Here is a 17,143-nt window from a genome sequence, read left to right as displayed (position 1 = left end):
ATGCTTACATGTTTTTCGGAAGTTCGCCGTCAGGACTTATTAGTGCAATCGAATATTGATCATTAAAAATAGTATGGGCCAGCTGATCAACACTTTCTTTTGTTACTTGATCGATTTGTTCGACAATTTCATCAAGAGAGCGATGGCGCCCCAACAATAATTCATTTTTTCCATTTCTGCTCATTCTGCTGTTTGTACTTTCAAGGCTCAGCATTAAACTGCCTTTCAACTGTTCTTTGCTATTATTCAATTCTTTTTCCGTAATGCCTTCCTGTTTAAGCTTTTCGAGTGTTTCTTGAATGGTTTCAAATAACAAATCTAATTGTTTGGCACCCGTTCCTCCATAAATCGTGACAATTCCACTGTCCTGATAAGCGGAATGATAAGAGAAAATTGAATAAGCAAGACCTCTTTGTTCACGGACTTCTTGGAATAATCGGCTGCTCATGCTGCCTCCTAAAATATTGTTTAATACAATCAGGCTGTAGATATCCTCGTGGCCTACCTTTAAGCCTTCAAATCCAATACATAAATGAGCTTGTTCGGTATCTTTTTTCCGAGAAATCCGGCTGGCATGAAACTGAGGAGGAATAGTAGCAGCTTTGCGCTTGCCGCCTTCATACGATCCGAAGTATTTTTCAACGTCTTTAATAAAGGATTCAGAAACATTACCTGCAATGGAAACGACGACATTTTCGGGCGTATAAAAATCATGCATATACTGTTTCAATGTGTCGCTTGTAAAAGATTCCAGCGTTTCTTCCGTTCCTAATATTGGGTACCCAAGCGGATGTTTTTCATACACAGCTTTACTTAGAAGATCATGGACAATATCGTCAGGTGTATCTTCATACATTTTTATTTCTTCAAAAACAACCTTTTTTTCTTTATCCATTTCTTCCTCAACGAAGGTAGAATGAAAAAACATGTCCGCAAGTACTTCCAGCGCAAAATTGGCATGTGTGTCTAGAACTTTTGCATAATAACATGTATATTCTTTTGAAGTAAAAGCATTTACCTGTCCTCCGATACTATCAAATGACTCGGCAATTTCTCTTGCTGTTCTCGTCTTCGTGCCTTTAAAGAACATATGCTCGAGGAAATGAGAAATACCATTATTTTCGGGGGTTTCATTGCGAGACCCTGTTTCTATCCAAATACCGATCGCAAGGGACGAACGGTAGGGATATTTTCTAAAACAATTCTAACGCCATTTTGGCATGTATATTTCTTTATCAAATAAAACTCCTCCTGTTCTAAAAACCCGCTGCTTCAAGATCACTGCAATTAGTTAGTATATAACATAATCCTTCTTTTTTCCAAAATAAAAATTCATTTTCATTTATTTTGAACAATCCGTTCCTCACTTAACATGTTGGAAACTGTATCTATTTTCAAGTTTTTTTGTTTTATTTGCAAAATTAATTGGTCTAATGCTTGGGCAGTCGGCTTCGTCGGATGCATTAAAATTAACGCACCGTTGTGAAGTTTTGGAACGATTCTGTTAATTAGAACTTCAGGTGCGGGTTTTTGCCAGTCTATTGTATCGAGACTCCACATGACAGTGCCCATATTTAATTTTGAAGCTATTTTTACGACATCTTCACGATAGGAACCGCTGGGAGGAGCTAGCCATTTCGGTCTGATTCCTGTTGTTGCTTCTATCACTTCATTCGTCCTCGTTATTTCTTTTATGATCTCAGCGGGGGGTAATTTTTTCATATTCGGGTGGGTGTACGAGTGGTTTCCAATTTCATGTCCAGCTTCGGCAATCATTTTCGCAAGCTCGGGATTGTTCTTTACCCATCTTCCTTCCAAGAAAAAACTGGCGGAAACATGATGTTTTTTTAAGGTTGCAAGCATTTCGGAAAGATATTCATTTCCCCAGGCAACGTTAATAATAAAACTGACCATCGGTTTTTCCGGATTCCCACGATAAACAGCAGCTGGCGGAAGGTCTGAAAGACTTATTTCCGGACTTACCTGCTGAAATACTAATTTATCTTCGTTAAATTTACCGTCCTTTTTCATTTTTTTGTATGAAGCTTGTATGTCGACCTTTATTCCATTATACCCCGGAATAGATTTCCAAATAGGATCTAATTTTGCATTAATGGGTTTTTTTTCATATTCACTTGCTCGATTAATTATTTCCTGTAACAAAGGATTTGTTGGTCTACTTACAGTCATAGATTCTGCTTTTAAAAAAGATATATATTGAGAAATTAACGGATTATTGATAACTAATACTGAAAACAAAAGAAATAAAGCCAAATGGACGATTTTTTTCATTCTCTCTGCCCCCTTCACTTTACAATATGTGAAACTGGGACAAGGTAGAACGTCCATTTATTATAAAAAGTTTTTGAAGCAGGAACAGGCCTCACGCGGTGAATCATTAACGTAGTATGGGGCTGCCCACGATGCTTGGAAGCGTTAAAAAAGGCCAACTCAAAATCAAAGGGTCATCCCCCTCCAATACTGTTATTGATGGAGGGAGTCAGACCCTAATGAGTCAGCCTCGATTTATTGTTGTTTTGCTCGTTCACGTTGTTCTTTTAAAACTGCTTTCCGTGAAAGATTAACGCGGCCTTGTTTATCAATTTCGGTTACTTTTACTAAAATTTCGTCACCGATCGATACAACATCTTCAACTTTGCCAACCCGATCTTCAGCTAGTTCTGAAATATGAACGAGCCCATCTTTTCCGTTGAAGATTTCAACGAAGGCACCAAATTTTTCAATTCGTTTTACTTTACCTAAATAAAGTTGGCCTACTTCGACTTCCCGAACAATGTCTTCAATAATTGCCTTCGCTTTTTGATTCATTTCTTCATCAATGGAAGAAATGAAAATTGTTCCATCTTGTTCGATATCAATTTTTACACCGGTTTCTTCAATAATTTTGTTAATTTGTTTTCCGCTAGGCCCGATCACATCACGAATTTTTTCAGGATTGATAGTCATCGTTAAGATTTTTGGCGCATATTTCGATAAGTGTTCTCTCGGCTTTGAAATTGTCTTTAACATGGAATCAAGGATTTGCATACGGCCTTTTTTCGCTTGCTGCAATGCTTCTTCGAGTATTTCCCGCGATAATCCTGCAATCTTAATATCCATTTGCAATGCTGTTACCCCTTTTGGAGTTCCTGCAACCTTAAAGTCCATATCACCAAGATGGTCTTCCATTCCTTGAATATCCGTTAAAATCGTATAATTGTCGCCGGATTTTACAAGTCCCATTGCAATTCCTGCAACAGGAGCCTTAATCGGAACACCAGCATCCATCATTGCCAATGTGCTTGCACATATGCTAGCTTGAGATGTGGAACCGTTTGATTCAAGAACCTCGGAAACGAGACGCACTGTATATGGGAATTCTTTTTCAGATGGAATAACCGGTTCCAATGCACGCTCTCCAAGTGCTCCGTGGCCGATTTCACGACGCCCCGGTCCTCGCATCGGACCCGTTTCACCGACACTGAAGCTCGGGAAGTTATAATGGTGCATAAAACGTTTCTCTTCTTCAATTCCGAGCCCGTCCAAAATTTGCACATCACCCAATGCACCAAGTGTACAAACGCTCAACGCCTGAGTTTGTCCGCGCGTAAACAATCCTGAACCATGCGTGCGCGGCAAAATCCCAATTTCAGAAGAAAGCGGTCTGATTTCATCTACTTTACGGCCATCAGGTCGTATTTTTTCCTCTGTAATCAACCGGCGGACTTCATCTTTTACTATGTTATCCAAAATCTGTTTTACTTGTTTTAACGTATCTTCGTCCGCTTCTTGTTCTTCATATTTCGCAAGCACTTCATTTTTTACTTCATTAATTGCATCTTCGCGTGCTAGCTTCTCCGGTACTTGGATCGCTTTAATCATGTCAGCTTCACACATTTCGCGGACTTCAGCTTCAAGTTCCTTATCCAATTCAAATAAAACAACTTCCATTTTCTCTTTGCCGATTTCAGCAACAATTTTTTCCTGAAACTCAATCAAACGTTTTATTTCTTCATGTCCAAACATGATTGCTTCCAGCATGACTTCCTCAGGCACTTCATCAGCACCCGCTTCAACCATATTAATAGCTTCTTTTGTTCCCGCAACGACTAAATGCATATCACTTTGTTCCATTTGCTGAACACCGGGGTTAATAATAAATTCTCCCCCGACTCGTCCGACGGTGACACCGGCAATCGGCCCTTCAAATGGAATATCCGAAATTGAAAGAGCCAACGACGACCCAAACATGGCTGCCATTTCAGAAGAGCAATCCTGATCGACACTCATCACCATGCTGACAACCTGCACTTCATTGCGGAACCCTTCTGCAAATAATGGCCGTATCGGCCGGTCAATCAGCCGGCTTGCAAGAATCGCCTTTTCACTTGGACGACCTTCCCTTTTTATAAAACCGCCGGGAATTTTCCCAACAGCATACAAGCGCTCCTCATAATTAACTGTCAACGGAAAAAAATCAACATTTTTTGGTTCTTTTGATGCTGTTGCTGTACTCAACACAACAGTATCGCCATAACGGACAAGAACTGCACCGTTAGCTTGTTTCGCCAACTGTCCAATTTCTACTGTTAATTTACGTCCGGCCCAATCCATGGAATAGACCCGCTTCTCATGTTCCATTCGTATTTAAACCCCTCTCTATCTGAATCACTTTCAGAGAAAAAACAAGGTAATGATATAAACTCTGCTTTTAACATCTGATTATTATTTTATTGCATATAAATGCTTTCTTATAGTTATAGTATGCACGAAAATGATGCTCATTAAATTGTTTATGTATGATGTGTTTAAAAAAGAAACTTCCCGTTTTTCATATCATTCTTTTCTGAAAACGTACAAATCGTTTTCATTTTATTACAGTATAAGAAAAAGCGGGAAAGATCCCGCTTCAGTTGACTATCGACGTAAACCAAGTTTGTTGATAAGTTCACGGTAACGTTGAACGTCTTTGTTTCGTAGATACGTTAAAAGGTTACGGCGTTTACCTACCATTTTTAAAAGACCGCGACGTGAATGATGGTCTTTTTTGTGCACACGTAAATGTTCGTTTAAATTGTTAATCTGTTCAGTAAGGACAGCAATTTGTACTTCTGGAGAACCAGTATCGTTTTCGTGAATTTTGAATTGATTAATGATTTCATTTTTACGTTCTTGTGTGATAGCCATCCAGTTCACCTCCTAATTAATAATCCCCATTTACTGAGCAAGCGTCGGTGATTCGACTTGCCAAGCAAAGGTTCAACTTCATACCTTTTAAGGATACAACTTTTTATGACAAAAAGCAAGTCTAAACGCTGTTTTTCTTAAAATACTGAAGGGCAGCCTGCCGATCTTTTTCGATCTGTGAGACAAGCTGTTCAATTCCAGCAAATTTTTTCTCATTACGTAAACGCATATGCCATTCAACGGTTACTTCTTCGCCATATATCTCTTGTTCAAACCGAAAAATATGAACCTCTATGGAAGGCTTATCAGGATTTACTTGATTAAACGTTGGTTTGTATCCAACGTTGCAAACACCTTCAAACCATTGTTCATTAATACGAATCCGAACAGCATACACACCTACCGGCGGCAAAATGTATTCATCAGTTAACTCAATATTTGCAGTTGGAAACCCAATTGTTCTTCCTCTTTTATCCCCATGTACGACTGTTCCCTTTATGGAATAAAAGCGTCCGAGCAAATCGGGTAGTTCCTCCGTTCTCCCTTCACGGATCAATGACCGGATTAACGTTGAGCTAATTTTTTCATCCCTTGAAGATAATTTCGGGACAACAGTATATCCGAATTGTTCACGAGAATGAAAAGGGAGAGTCTCCATCGTACCTTTTCCCATTCTTCCATATGTAAAATCAAACCCGGCAACTGCGTGTTTGACATTTAAACCAATTATATATTGATCGACAAATTCTTGAGGAAGAAGGTTTGCGAAATTAACTGTAAAATGGACTACAAACAGATAATCAATTTTCAAGCCGGAAATAAACCGGATTTTATCTTTTAAAGGTGTTATGTATTCCACATGCCGAACACTCTTTCCTAACACTACAGAGGGATGAGGATCGAATGTCATCACGGCACTTTTCATTCCACTTTTAACAGCAATTTCTTTTGCCTTCCCAATGACTTTCTGGTGGCCGAGATGGACACCGTCAAAATAACCTAGCGCCATAACGAGAGGCGGAAAATCGAATTTATGAAACTGATGGGGATGATGAATATGAATAATTTCCACGCTGAATTCACCTTTTCTTGCACGAGCCTATTTATTATTCATTTCTTAAAACTTTCTCGGGTTTCATGAAGCCTTTTTTCAAAGGATGCAGCTTATAAATAGCTAACGCGATCCCCGTTTTTGTTTCAAAAACGACAGGCCCATCCAATTTTTCTAATTGTTTAGGAGTGCTTAAAACAGCACCATTTTTTACTTTCTCTGCTACTTTATCATCTAATTGATATTTCGGCAAATGAGACAGCGCAGCTTCAACCGGAAATAGAGCTTCAGAAATGGTTTCATTATCAATCATTGTCTGTATTTGTTCAAAGGTCAGAGAATCAGCCAAGGTGAAACCGGCAGATTGAATTCTTATCAAATCAGACATGTGGGCAGGGAACCCGAGTTTTTCGCCTATCATGACTGCAAGGGTTCGGATGTAAGTTCCTTTGCTGCACGAAACGCGGAAACGGAAAGTTACCGTCTCGCCTTCAAAAATGTTTCTCTCATCCAAAAGTTCAATGGAATAGATGGTTACCTTCCTGCTTGGCCGTTCAACTTCGATTCCTAGTCTCGCATACTCATATAATCGTTTTCCATTAACTTTAACGGCTGAATACATGGGAGGTGTCTGGACAATTTCACCTCTAAAGGAATGCAAGACTTGAAGGATCTCTTCCCTTGTAAATGTTTTAATCCCTGGCATTTGTTCAACAATGTCCCCTGAAGCATCTTCAGTTGTGGTTGAATACCCAATGGTCACTTCTCCCTCATATGTTTTTCCAGCTTCTGTTATGTATTCCGCTACTTTCGTTGCTTTGCCAATGCAAATTGGTAATACTCCGTTAACATCGGGATCCAAAGTTCCCGTATGGCCGATTTTTTTGATTTTGAGCATTTTCCGAAGCTTAAAAACACAATCATGAGAAGTCATTCCTTTTGGCTTGAAAAGTGGTAAAATACCATCCACTTAAGATCGCCACCTTTTTTGGAATTTCAAGTGAAAAAGGATAGACGCAGAGTCTATCCTTATTCTTCATTCCGGTCTTCTTTCGATTTTTCTTCATTATGAATTTGATGAAGCAATGATTCAATTCGATTTCCGTATTCAATGGATTCATCAAATTCAAAAATGATTTCAGGTGTTTTGCGCAAACGAATGCGCTGTCCGATTTCTGAGCGGATAAATCCCTTAGCTTTTGCCAAGCCTTTTAGCGTATTTTCTCTTTGCTCTTCGTCACCTAAAACCGAAATAAAAACCTTTGCTTGCTGGAGGTCACCGGTTACTTGGACATCGGTTACCGTAACAAACCCGATCCGCGGGTCTTTTATTTTTCTGCCGATAATATCTCCAAGTTCTTTTTTCATTTGTTCTCCAACACGGTTTGCTCTAAGGTTCATTTTCACTTCACCTCATTCTGACACAACTAACCGGGCAGCTTTCGCCATTTGTTCTTTAAAGCCATTCTATATCGGTGATTGTCCGTTCAATTTCCGGAAAAGAGTCGATTAATTTCAAAGCATTTTGCAGTTCCTGTTCCGCTGAAATCTTTGCGGATGAAACGGCAACAACGGCAATTTTAGTACGCTGCCAAACATCTTGATGATCGACTTCCGCAACGGAAATATTAAATTTTTGCTTAAGTCGCATGAGTATGCGCTTGAGAACTGCCCTTTTCTCTTTTAGTGAAGAGGCATCATAAATGATGCATTCACACGCGGCCAAGCCGATTACCATTAACGTTCCACTTCTTCCATAATGTATGCTTCAATGATGTCGCCTTCTTTAATATCATTGAAGTTTTTAATGGTAATCCCGCACTCATAGCCTTGGTTTACCTCTTTTGCATCATCTTTAAAACGTTTTAGTGCATCAATGACACCTTCAAAGATGACAATTCCGTCTCGAATTAAGCGAACACCGCTGTCTCGTGTAATCTTTCCGTCTGTAACGTAGCAACCGGCAATTGTTCCAACTTTCGACACTTTGAATGTTTGGCGTACTTCTGCCTGACCGATAATTTTTTCTTCGAACTCAGGTTCAAGAAGCCCTTTCATTGCTGCTTCAATTTCTTCAATTGCTTTGTAAATAATTCTGTGCAAGCGAATGTCTACTTTTTCAACTTCAGCTGCACGTTTGGCGTTTACGTCTGGACGAACGTTAAAACCGATCACAATGGCATCCGAAGCGGCAGCAAGCGTTATATCTGATTCGGTAATCGCACCTACGCCAGAGTGAATGATTCGGATGTTCACACCGTCGACATCAATTTTTTGCAATGAAGCGGCAAGTGCTTCTGCAGATCCTTGTACATCTGCTTTAATAATCACGTTAAGCTCTTTCATTTCCCCTTGTTTCATTTGTTCAAACAAGGATTCAAGGCTTACTCTTGTTTTTTCTCCGCGCTGGGCCTGTAAGGCTTTTTGGGCACGCGCTTCGCCAATTTGACGAGCTGTTTTCTCATCGTCAAACACAACAAAGCGATCACCGGCTTGCGGTACTTCGTTCAATCCAGTAATTTCAACCGGTGTAGACGGACCAGCTTCTTTTATACGACGGCCCATATCGTTTACCATAGCACGCACACGCCCGAACGTATTTCCAACAACGATCGGATCTCCCACTTTCAATGTTCCGTTTTGAACTAACAGGGTAGCAACCGATCCCCGGCCTTTATCGAGCTGTGCTTCAATAACTGTACCAACGGCATTACGGTTTGGATTTGCTTTATACTCTTCAACTTCACTTACAAGCAAAATCATTTCAAGCAGTTCATCAATTCCTTCACCTTTCAGTGCAGAAATCTGAACAAATATCGTGTCGCCGCCCCAAGCTTCTGGAACTAAACCATGTTCGGTCAATTCCTGCATAACACGGTCAGGATTTGCTGTAGGTTTATCTATTTTATTAACTGCTACAATAATTGGAACGTTAGCTGCTTTTGCATGGTTAATGGCTTCAATTGTTTGCGGCATTACTCCATCGTCTGCAGCTACGACAAGTATTGTAATGTCTGTAATGCTTGCTCCGCGTGCACGCATCGTCGTAAAAGCGGCATGTCCTGGTGTATCAAGAAACGTTATTTTCTTTCCGTTTTTAACAACTTGATAAGCACCGATATGCTGTGTAATACCACCGGCCTCTTGAGCAGTTACCTTCGTATTCCGAATTGAGTCAAGTAAAGTGGTTTTACCATGGTCAACGTGGCCCATAATCGTTACAACCGGAGGCCTTTCTACAAGGTCTTTTTCATCATCTTTCGTAAAGTAGATTTCGAGGTCCGTCGTATCGACTTGGATCTCTTCTTCCACTTCTACCCCATATTCACTTGCAATCAATTCAATTGCATCTTTATCAAGAGCTTGATTGATTGTTGCTATTACACCGAGCATAAATAGTTTCTTAATGATTTCAGAAGGCTCCCGATGCAGCTTTTTCGCAAGCTCTGCAACTGTTAAAGATTCTGTAAATGTAATTTTAGACGGCATTTCAATTTCTTTTTTCTTTTGAGGCTGGACTTGATGTGATTGATTATTTTTTCCTTTATTATGATTATTTTTTTGTTTATTGTTATTGCTCTTATTTTTATTTTTATTTAAAGCCTTTTTTTCTTTTGATTGAAGTTCTTGTTCGTATTTTTTGCCCTCTTTATTTTTAGGAACTGGTTTCACTTTTACACGGTTCGGATTTATATTTGTATCATCGTCATCTTCAAAGGAAACTGCCTTCGTTTTCAGCACGACATTTTGCTGCAGGTTGCTTTGAGGATGTTGTTGTTTAGCTTGTTTTTGCGTTTTTTTCTCCTCTTTTTTTATATAAACTCCGTCCAATTTTTTGATCGTTTCTTCTTCTAATGTTGCCATGTGATTTTTTACATCAATATTCATATCTTTTAGTTTTGATATTACGTCTTTGCTTGATATATTATGTTTTTTCGCATATTCATAAACTCTCGTTTTACTCATATTTTCACCCCCGCTAAAATTAATCGAGCAACGTCATCAGTTTTTTCGCAAATCCTTCATCTAAAATGGCTGCGACTACGCGGGCTTCTTTTCCAATTGCTTGACCGAGCATATATCGGTTTTCAACCATTTTATATGGGACGTGATAGGACCCGCATTTATCTGTAATTTTCTTTGCCGTATTGGCTGATGCATCTCTAGCCAATAAAACGAGCTTTGCTTTACCGTTTCTTATTTCCTTAATGGTAAGTTCCTCGCCTGAGATAATTTTACGCGCTCGATTGGCTAAGCCAAGCAATGACATCCATTGATTAGAATTCATCAGGATAGTCGTTTCTCCTTCTCTATAAGCTCTAAGAGCTCATCATATATTGTCTCATCAATTGTTGTTTGTAAATGATTTGCTAAAATATTTTTTTTCTTTGCCAGAAGGATGGCTTCTTTATCTTTAGACAGGTAAGCTCCACGTCCGGATTTTTTCCCTGTTGGATCAATGGATACCACGCCTTCTTTAGAGCGAACGATGCGAACGAGTTCTTTTTTAGGTTTCATTTCACCAGTTGCAACACATTTGCGCATTGGAACTTTTTTTTGTTTGTTCACGATCATTCACCTCATTCCTTAATCGATTGTATATTCTTCTTCGGTATCTTCTTCCTCATCAAACGTCAGCAATTGTTCATTGCGCGGATAAATTCCCGCTTCACGCGCCTCTGATTCAGCCTTAATATCAATTTTCCAGCCAGTCAGCTTAGCAGCAAGACGCGCATTTTGGCCCCGTTTTCCGATTGCAAGCGATAGCTGGTAATCAGGAACGATAACGGTTGTTGCTTTTTCTTCCTCATTTACGATCACATCAAGAACTTTTGAAGGGCTAAGTGCATTTGCAACAAAAACGACCGGATCGTCAGACCATTTGACAATATCGATTTTTTCACCTTTTAATTCGTTTACAACCGCTTGAACACGGCTTCCTTTTGGCCCGACACAAGAACCGACCGGATCTACCTCAGGATTATCGGAATGAACGGAAATTTTTGAACGGTCTCCAGCTTCCCTGGCAACAGACTTGATTTCAACTGTACCGTCGTATATTTCCGGAACCTCGATTTCAAATAATCTTTTTAAAAGTCCCGGATGGGTTCTGGAAACATAAATTTGCGGTCCTTTTGTCGTTTTTTCCACCTTTGTAATGTAAACTTTAATTCGATCATGCGGTTTATATTGTTCATTCGGCATTTGCTCATTTGCCGGTAAAATGGCTTCAATTTTTCCAAGGCTTACATAAATAAATCTTGAATCTTGCCGCTGAACGATTCCCGTCATAATATCTTCTTCACGGTCAATAAATTCAGAATAAATGATTCCTCTTTCAGCTTCGCGGACACGCTGGGTGACAACTTGTTTTGCTGTTTGCGCAGCTATTCGGCCAAACTCCTTTGGCGTAACTTCCAATTCAACAATATCTTCAACTTGATAATTCGGGTTAATTTTCTGCGCTTCTTCCAGAGAAATTTCGAGGCGAGGATCAAATACTTCCTCTACAACCTCTTTCCTTGCAAAAACCCGCATAGAACCATTTTCCAGATTTATATCTATTCGCACGTTTTGTGCCTGATTAAAATTCCTGCGGTAAGCGGAAATAAGAGCTGCCTCTATTGCTTCAATCAAAACTTCACGAGAAATGCCTTTTTCTTTTTCAAGTAAAGTCAGTGCATCTAATAATTCACTTGCCATGAGATCGTTCCCCCTTTAATCTCTAAAAAACTCTTTATTATTTAGAAAAACCATCATTTATGAAAAACTGACAGCCAAACGGGCGCTGGCAATTTTACTAAACGGGATTTCAATCATTTTTTTTCTCGTTTTTATTTTAATCTCTATTTTAACTATTTCTCTGTCAAAATGAGTTAAAATTCCTTCGAAAGTCTTTTCACCATCAATAGGTTCATATGTCTTAATGAAAATATTTTTGCCGACCGCTTTTTCGAAGTCTTTTTCTTTCTTTAAAGGGCGTTCCGCTCCAGGTGAAGAAACTTCAAGAAAGTAGTTATGGGGGATGGGATCAATTGCATCAAGCTTTTCACTTAACTTTTCACTCACAATCCCGCATTCCTCAATATCTACTCCGGTATCTTTATCGATAAACACGCGGAGAAACCATTCTTTTCCTTCTTTAACATATTCAATGTCAACTAGCTCCAAGCCGTTTTCATCTAGGATTGGCGTTACTAATTCTTCAACTATTTCCGATACCTTGCTCAAAATCTAATCCCTCCTTAACTTACATTCTCTTACCGGCAGGAAAAATAAAAACCGGAAAAAGTTCCGATTACATTCTTATGTAAACAAATACGAAAGAGTGGGTCGCCCCACTCTTGTCTGCTAGAGTTTATTCTTAGTATTTCCAAATAAAACTATACCATAAACGAATATTTATTGCAAATGGAATCGCTGTAAACAAGAATTGAAAAGGTTTTTAGAATAATGACAATTGATTTTGTTCAGGAAGCGAATCAAGACATCCATGATTTTCTAAAAATTCCATGATCGTCTTTGAAACTTTCCCTCTCTGTTGAAGGTCTTCTTTTGACAAAAATTCTCCTTCGCTTCTTGCCTTCACAATATTTAATGCGGCGTTTGTTCCTAGTCCAGGAATCGAATTAAAAGGCGGTATAAGGGAATTTCCATCAATAATAAATTCAGTAGCGCTTGACTTGTAAAGATCCACTTTCCCGAAAGAAAAGCCCCTTTCGCACATTTCAAGAGCCAATTCAAGCACTGTTAAAAGGTTCTTTTCCTTAGGAGAAGCATCAAGCCCTTTTGCATTTATTTCTTCAATCCGGGCACGAATCGCTTGTGACCCGCGTGTCATCGCTTCAAGATCAAAGTCTTCAGCACGAACGGTAAAATAAGCTGCATAATAAAGAAGAGGGTGATGCACTTTAAAATAAGCAATACGGACTGCCATTAAAACATAGGCAGCAGCGTGGGCTTTCGGGAACATGTATTTTATCTTTTTACAAGAATCAATATACCATTCCGGCACGTTGTTCTTACGCATTTCCGCTTCCATCTCTTCTGTTAAGCCTTTCCCTTTACGGACGGATTCCATAATCTTAAAGGCAAAAGCTGGTTCGAGCCCCTGATAAATTAGGTAGACCATAATATCATCACGGCACCCGATCACTTCGCTCAGTGTACAAATATTGTTTTGAATGAGCTCTTGGGCATTACCTAGCCACACATCCGTCCCGTGCGATAATCCGGAAATTTGGACAAGTTCAGAGAACGTCGTCGGCTTCGTTTCTTCGAGCATTTGCCGGACAAATCTCGTTCCAAATTCAGGAATACCAAGCGTTCCCGTTTTACACATGATTTGCTCTTCAGTCACTCCAAGCGATTCTGTTCCACTGAAAATTTTCATAACTTCAGGATCATCCGTCGGAATCGTTTTCGGATCGATTCCGCTTAAGTCTTGAAGCATGCGGATGACAGTCGGATCATCGTGTCCTAGAATATCAAGTTTCAACAGATTATCATGAATCGAATGGAAATCAAAATGCGTTGTCCGCCATTCTGACGTTTGATCATCTGCCGGATACTGTATCGGCGAAAAATCATAAATATCCATATAATCCGGAACAACGATAATTCCACCTGGATGCTGTCCTGTCGTTCTTTTAACACCTGTCAGTCCCGAAGCTAAACGGTCGATTTCTGCTCCGCGAAGCTCTAAATTATGATCCTGCTGATATGCTTTTACATATCCATATGCCGTTTTATCTGCAACCGTACCAATCGTTCCGGCACGATACACATTATCTTCACCAAATAATACTTTCGTATAGTTATGGGCTCTTGGCTGGTATTCTCCCGAAAAATTCAAGTCAATATCTGGAACCTTGTCCCCTTTAAAGCCAAGAAACGTTTCAAACGGTATATCGTGCCCATCTTTTTTATATTTGGCGCCGCATTTTGGACAATCTTTATCCGGTAAATCAAAACCCGATCCTACCGAACCGTCATTAAAGAATTCGGAATGTTTGCATTCCGGACATACATAATGAGGAGGCAGCGGATTTACTTCCGTTATTTCTGTCATCGTTGCGACAAGCGATGATCCTACTGACCCGCGGGAACCAACTAGATAACCGTCATCTAACGATTTTTTTACGAGTTTATGAGAAATTAGATAAATAACTGCGAACCCGTGGCCGATAATGCTTTTTAACTCTTTTTCAAGACGCGCCTCAACGATTTCAGGTAGTGGATCGCCGTAAATTTTCTTAGCCATTTCGTAGCTCATTCTTCGTATCTCTTCATCAGCACCTTCAATTTTCGGCGTATATAGATCATCTTTAATCGGTTTAATTGGCTCAATCAGATCGGCAATCTTATTCGTATTTGTAACGACAATTTCCTTTGCTTTTTCTTCTCCTAAGAATGAAAAGGCGTCAAGCATTTCATTTGTCGTACGGAAATAAACATCAGGCAGCTGATGACGGTTTAACGGATTGGCTCCCCCTTGTGAACTGACGAGAATTTTTCGGTAGATTTTATCATGTGGGTTCAAGTAATGGACATTACCTGTAGCAACAACCGGAATGTTTAGCTTATCCCCCAATTTTACAATATTTGCAATGATTTCTTCTAACGCTTTTTCATCACGTACAAGCTCCATTTCAATAAGCGGCGCATACACTTCTTTTGGGTGCACTTCTAAGTAATCATAAAATTGAGCGATCTCTTCAACCTCTTCCGGTGCTTTTTGCATCATGCCTTCAAATACTTCCCCTTTATCACAACCGGATCCAACTAAAATTCCTTCTCGGTGCAATTGAAGCTGAGATCTCGGAATTCGGGGCACTCGATAGAAATAATCAATATGGGAAATCGATACAAGTTTAAACAAGTTTTTCAAGCCTGTTTCATTTTGCGCAAGAAGAGTGCAATGGAACGGACGAGCCCGCTGATACGAATTGCCCTGTCCCATTTTATCATTTAATTGGTCATGGTAAATGATCCCTTTTTCATGGGCATTTTTCAGCATTTTAATTAAAAGGTAGCCGGTTGCTTCCGCGTCATAAATAGCCCGGTGATGCTGAGTGAGCTCGACATCGAATTTTTTTGCCAGCGTGTTCAATCGATGGTTTTTTAATTCAGGATACAAAAATCTGGCTAATTCCAATGTATCTATTACCGGATTGGCAACCTTTCCGATTCCAATGTTTTTATAGCCGGCATTTAAAAATCCAATATCAAACGATGCATTGTGGGCCACTAACACCCCGTCGCCAGCCCAGGAATGGAATCTCTTCAATACATCTTCCACTTCTGGTGCATTTTTGACCATATCATCCGTTATTCCGGTCAATTCAATCGTAGTTGCGGAAAGTGGATGGTGAGGATTTGCAAATGACTCAAAACGGTCGATAATTTCTCCATTTCGGATTTTCACTGCAGCCAGCTCGATAATCGTGTTGTATACTGCGGATAATCCAGTTGTTTCGACGTCAAATACGATAAATGTATCTTCTGCGAGTAACCGGTGGGCACTGTTATAGGCAATTGGAACGCCATCATCAACTAAATTGGCTTCAAGTCCATATAAGATTTTCATATCATTCTTTTTACCGGCCCCATATGCCTCAGGGAAAGATTGAACAACTGCATGGTCTGTGATGGCAATTGCCTTATGCCCCCATTTTTTTGCCTGGGCAACTAACGTGCTTACAGATGTGACGGCATCCATTTGGCTCATCGGCGTATGCAAATGGAGTTCGACTCGTTTTTCCCCTTCAGGTGCGGTGTCTTTTCTTTCAATCGGTTTAATTTCGTTTATATCGTTTCCGATCATTACAAGATCCCTGACAAATGTATCGTTTTGAATACTGCCCCTGACTTTCAGCCACATTCCCTTTTTCACGCGCTGAAACTTTTCTGCATCTTCTTTATCCCTGGAAAACATTTTGACTAAGATCGAGCTTGTATAATCCGTAATTTTGAAGGTTAATAGAGTTCTACCACTTTTTAGCTCTTTCGTTTCCGCCTCAAACACATACCCTTCAATCGCAACTCTGCGCTCTTCTTCAACGATTTCTTCGAGTTTTCTAAAATCGGAATCGTCTTTAATTGTCAAGCCGATCATTAGCGGACCATTTTCAGACTCGATTCCCTTTTCTTTTTCAGCTTCCTTTTTCTGCATTTCAACGAGAGCTTGAAGATTTCTTTCCTGATCTTCTTTTTCTTTGGCAAGCAGAAACTGCTTATATTCTTCATTGGAGGATTCACTAGAAATTTCGATTTCTAGTGTGAGGTTGGGAAATCCGAATGACTGATAAATATTCGTGATAATTCCGGCATATTTCTTTTTAATCGCAAGCCCTTCAGCTTCATTTCTTGCTTGTATAACGATTTTATTTCCTTGAACCTTTGGAATTTGTTCGTTTAGCAGTTTTAAAAGCGGCGGCGATATCCCGTCAATATCTTGAATACAGCTTTTCCAATAATCAATGATGAGCTCGTCTGTAAACTCTTGATTAGCAACTTTTATGGAATATGAAATATTGGCAATATGTGAGAATGCTTTATCCAGCTGAGCGGTAAAACGGCGAAAAACACTGCAGGGGATAATCTTTTCAAACTGAAAATAAAAATGCCACTTTTTGGCTTTCTTTTCAATCGTGACTTTTTCGATTTCAGCATTATAAAAATGCTGTACAACCGCGTCTTCCGTCAACTGCAGCTGCTGGAGCAAGAGTTGGAATCGCTCTTTCTTGCCAGAAGCTTTATCGCTCATCTTTCTCTCTCCTATCAATCAAAATTAAACCTTTTATCTGACTCAATAGGTAATTATAACACAAAGTAAAACTTCCATCAGTGCTGGTAATCTGTATGATTCAGGAAAAAGAGACTGTCTAAAAAGCCTAAGGGTCA

General features: G+C 39.6%; 13 protein-coding genes and 1 pseudogene. All 14 read right to left on the bottom strand.

What is annotated here, in order from left to right:
• Window positions 1-4 precede the first annotated feature (4 nt).
• The 14 genes and pseudogenes from BMMGA3_RS06200 to BMMGA3_RS06135 all read right to left on the bottom strand — a co-directional run bounded on the left by BMMGA3_RS06200 (window position 5) and on the right by BMMGA3_RS06135 (window position 17,006).
• Window positions 5-1,239: pseudogene (locus BMMGA3_RS06200) on the bottom strand (M16 family metallopeptidase).
• A gap of 99 nt (window positions 1,240-1,338) precedes the next feature.
• Window positions 1,339-2,292, bottom strand: coding sequence for a polysaccharide deacetylase family protein (locus BMMGA3_RS06195; protein WP_003349124.1), 954 nt, complete (start codon window positions 2,290-2,292; stop codon window positions 1,339-1,341).
• A gap of 234 nt (window positions 2,293-2,526) precedes the next feature.
• Window positions 2,527-4,641, bottom strand: a complete 2,115-nt coding sequence (gene pnp, locus BMMGA3_RS06190) for a polyribonucleotide nucleotidyltransferase (protein ID WP_003349122.1) — start codon at window positions 4,639-4,641, stop codon at window positions 2,527-2,529.
• Between the two features lie 276 nt (window positions 4,642-4,917).
• Window positions 4,918-5,187, bottom strand: a complete 270-nt coding sequence (rpsO, locus tag BMMGA3_RS06185; protein WP_003349121.1) for a 30S ribosomal protein S15 — start codon at window positions 5,185-5,187, stop codon at window positions 4,918-4,920.
• 121 nt (window positions 5,188-5,308) lie between these two features.
• Window positions 5,309-6,259, bottom strand: a complete 951-nt coding sequence (gene ribF, locus BMMGA3_RS06180; protein WP_003349119.1) for a bifunctional riboflavin kinase/FAD synthetase — start codon at window positions 6,257-6,259, stop codon at window positions 5,309-5,311.
• 34 nt (window positions 6,260-6,293) lie between these two features.
• Window positions 6,294-7,208 carry a tRNA pseudouridine(55) synthase TruB gene (gene truB, locus BMMGA3_RS06175; protein WP_003349117.1) on the bottom strand — a complete coding sequence of 305 codons (915 nt, stop codon included), beginning with the start codon at window positions 7,206-7,208 and terminating at the stop codon, window positions 6,294-6,296.
• A gap of 59 nt (window positions 7,209-7,267) precedes the next feature.
• Complete coding sequence (rbfA, locus tag BMMGA3_RS06170; RefSeq protein ID WP_003349116.1) at window positions 7,268-7,639, bottom strand: 30S ribosome-binding factor RbfA; 372 nt, start codon at window positions 7,637-7,639, stop codon at window positions 7,268-7,270.
• Between the two features lie 55 nt (window positions 7,640-7,694).
• Window positions 7,695-7,976 (bottom strand): DUF503 domain-containing protein, encoded by a 282-nt coding sequence (locus tag BMMGA3_RS06165; RefSeq protein ID WP_003349113.1) that lies wholly within the window; start codon window positions 7,974-7,976, stop codon window positions 7,695-7,697.
• Window positions 7,976-10,204 carry a translation initiation factor IF-2 gene (gene infB, locus BMMGA3_RS06160; protein ID WP_003349110.1) on the bottom strand — a complete coding sequence of 743 codons (2,229 nt, stop codon included), beginning with the start codon at window positions 10,202-10,204 and terminating at the stop codon, window positions 7,976-7,978. Before infB ends, BMMGA3_RS06165 begins: the two co-directional genes overlap by 1 nt.
• Before the next feature lie 19 nt (window positions 10,205-10,223).
• Complete coding sequence (locus BMMGA3_RS06155; RefSeq protein ID WP_003349108.1) at window positions 10,224-10,526, bottom strand: YlxQ family RNA-binding protein; 303 nt, start codon at window positions 10,524-10,526, stop codon at window positions 10,224-10,226.
• Window positions 10,526-10,807: an RNase P modulator RnpM gene (gene rnpM, locus BMMGA3_RS06150; protein WP_003349106.1), complete on the bottom strand. Its 282-nt coding sequence runs from the start codon at window positions 10,805-10,807 to the stop codon at window positions 10,526-10,528. Before rnpM ends, BMMGA3_RS06155 begins: the two co-directional genes overlap by 1 nt.
• Before the next feature lie 18 nt (window positions 10,808-10,825).
• The gene (gene nusA, locus BMMGA3_RS06145; RefSeq protein WP_003349105.1) at window positions 10,826-11,941 is read right to left on the bottom strand and encodes a transcription termination factor NusA; all 1,116 of its coding nucleotides are present in this window, start codon (window positions 11,939-11,941) and stop codon (window positions 10,826-10,828) included.
• Between the two features lie 57 nt (window positions 11,942-11,998).
• The gene (rimP, locus tag BMMGA3_RS06140; protein WP_185762578.1) at window positions 11,999-12,472 is read right to left on the bottom strand and encodes a ribosome maturation factor RimP; all 474 of its coding nucleotides are present in this window, start codon (window positions 12,470-12,472) and stop codon (window positions 11,999-12,001) included.
• A 211-nt stretch (window positions 12,473-12,683) separates the two neighbouring features.
• On the bottom strand, window positions 12,684-17,006 hold the full coding sequence (locus BMMGA3_RS06135) for a PolC-type DNA polymerase III (RefSeq protein ID WP_003349103.1): 4,323 nt from the start codon (window positions 17,004-17,006) through the stop codon (window positions 12,684-12,686).
• Window positions 17,007-17,143: the final 137 nt, after the last annotated feature.

Origin of the sequence: Bacillus methanolicus MGA3 (assembly GCF_000724485.1) — a bacterium.
Lineage (GTDB): Bacteria > Bacillota > Bacilli > Bacillales > Cytobacillaceae > Bacillus_Z > Bacillus_Z methanolicus_A.
This window is presented reverse-complemented; position numbering and strand designations above follow the sequence as displayed.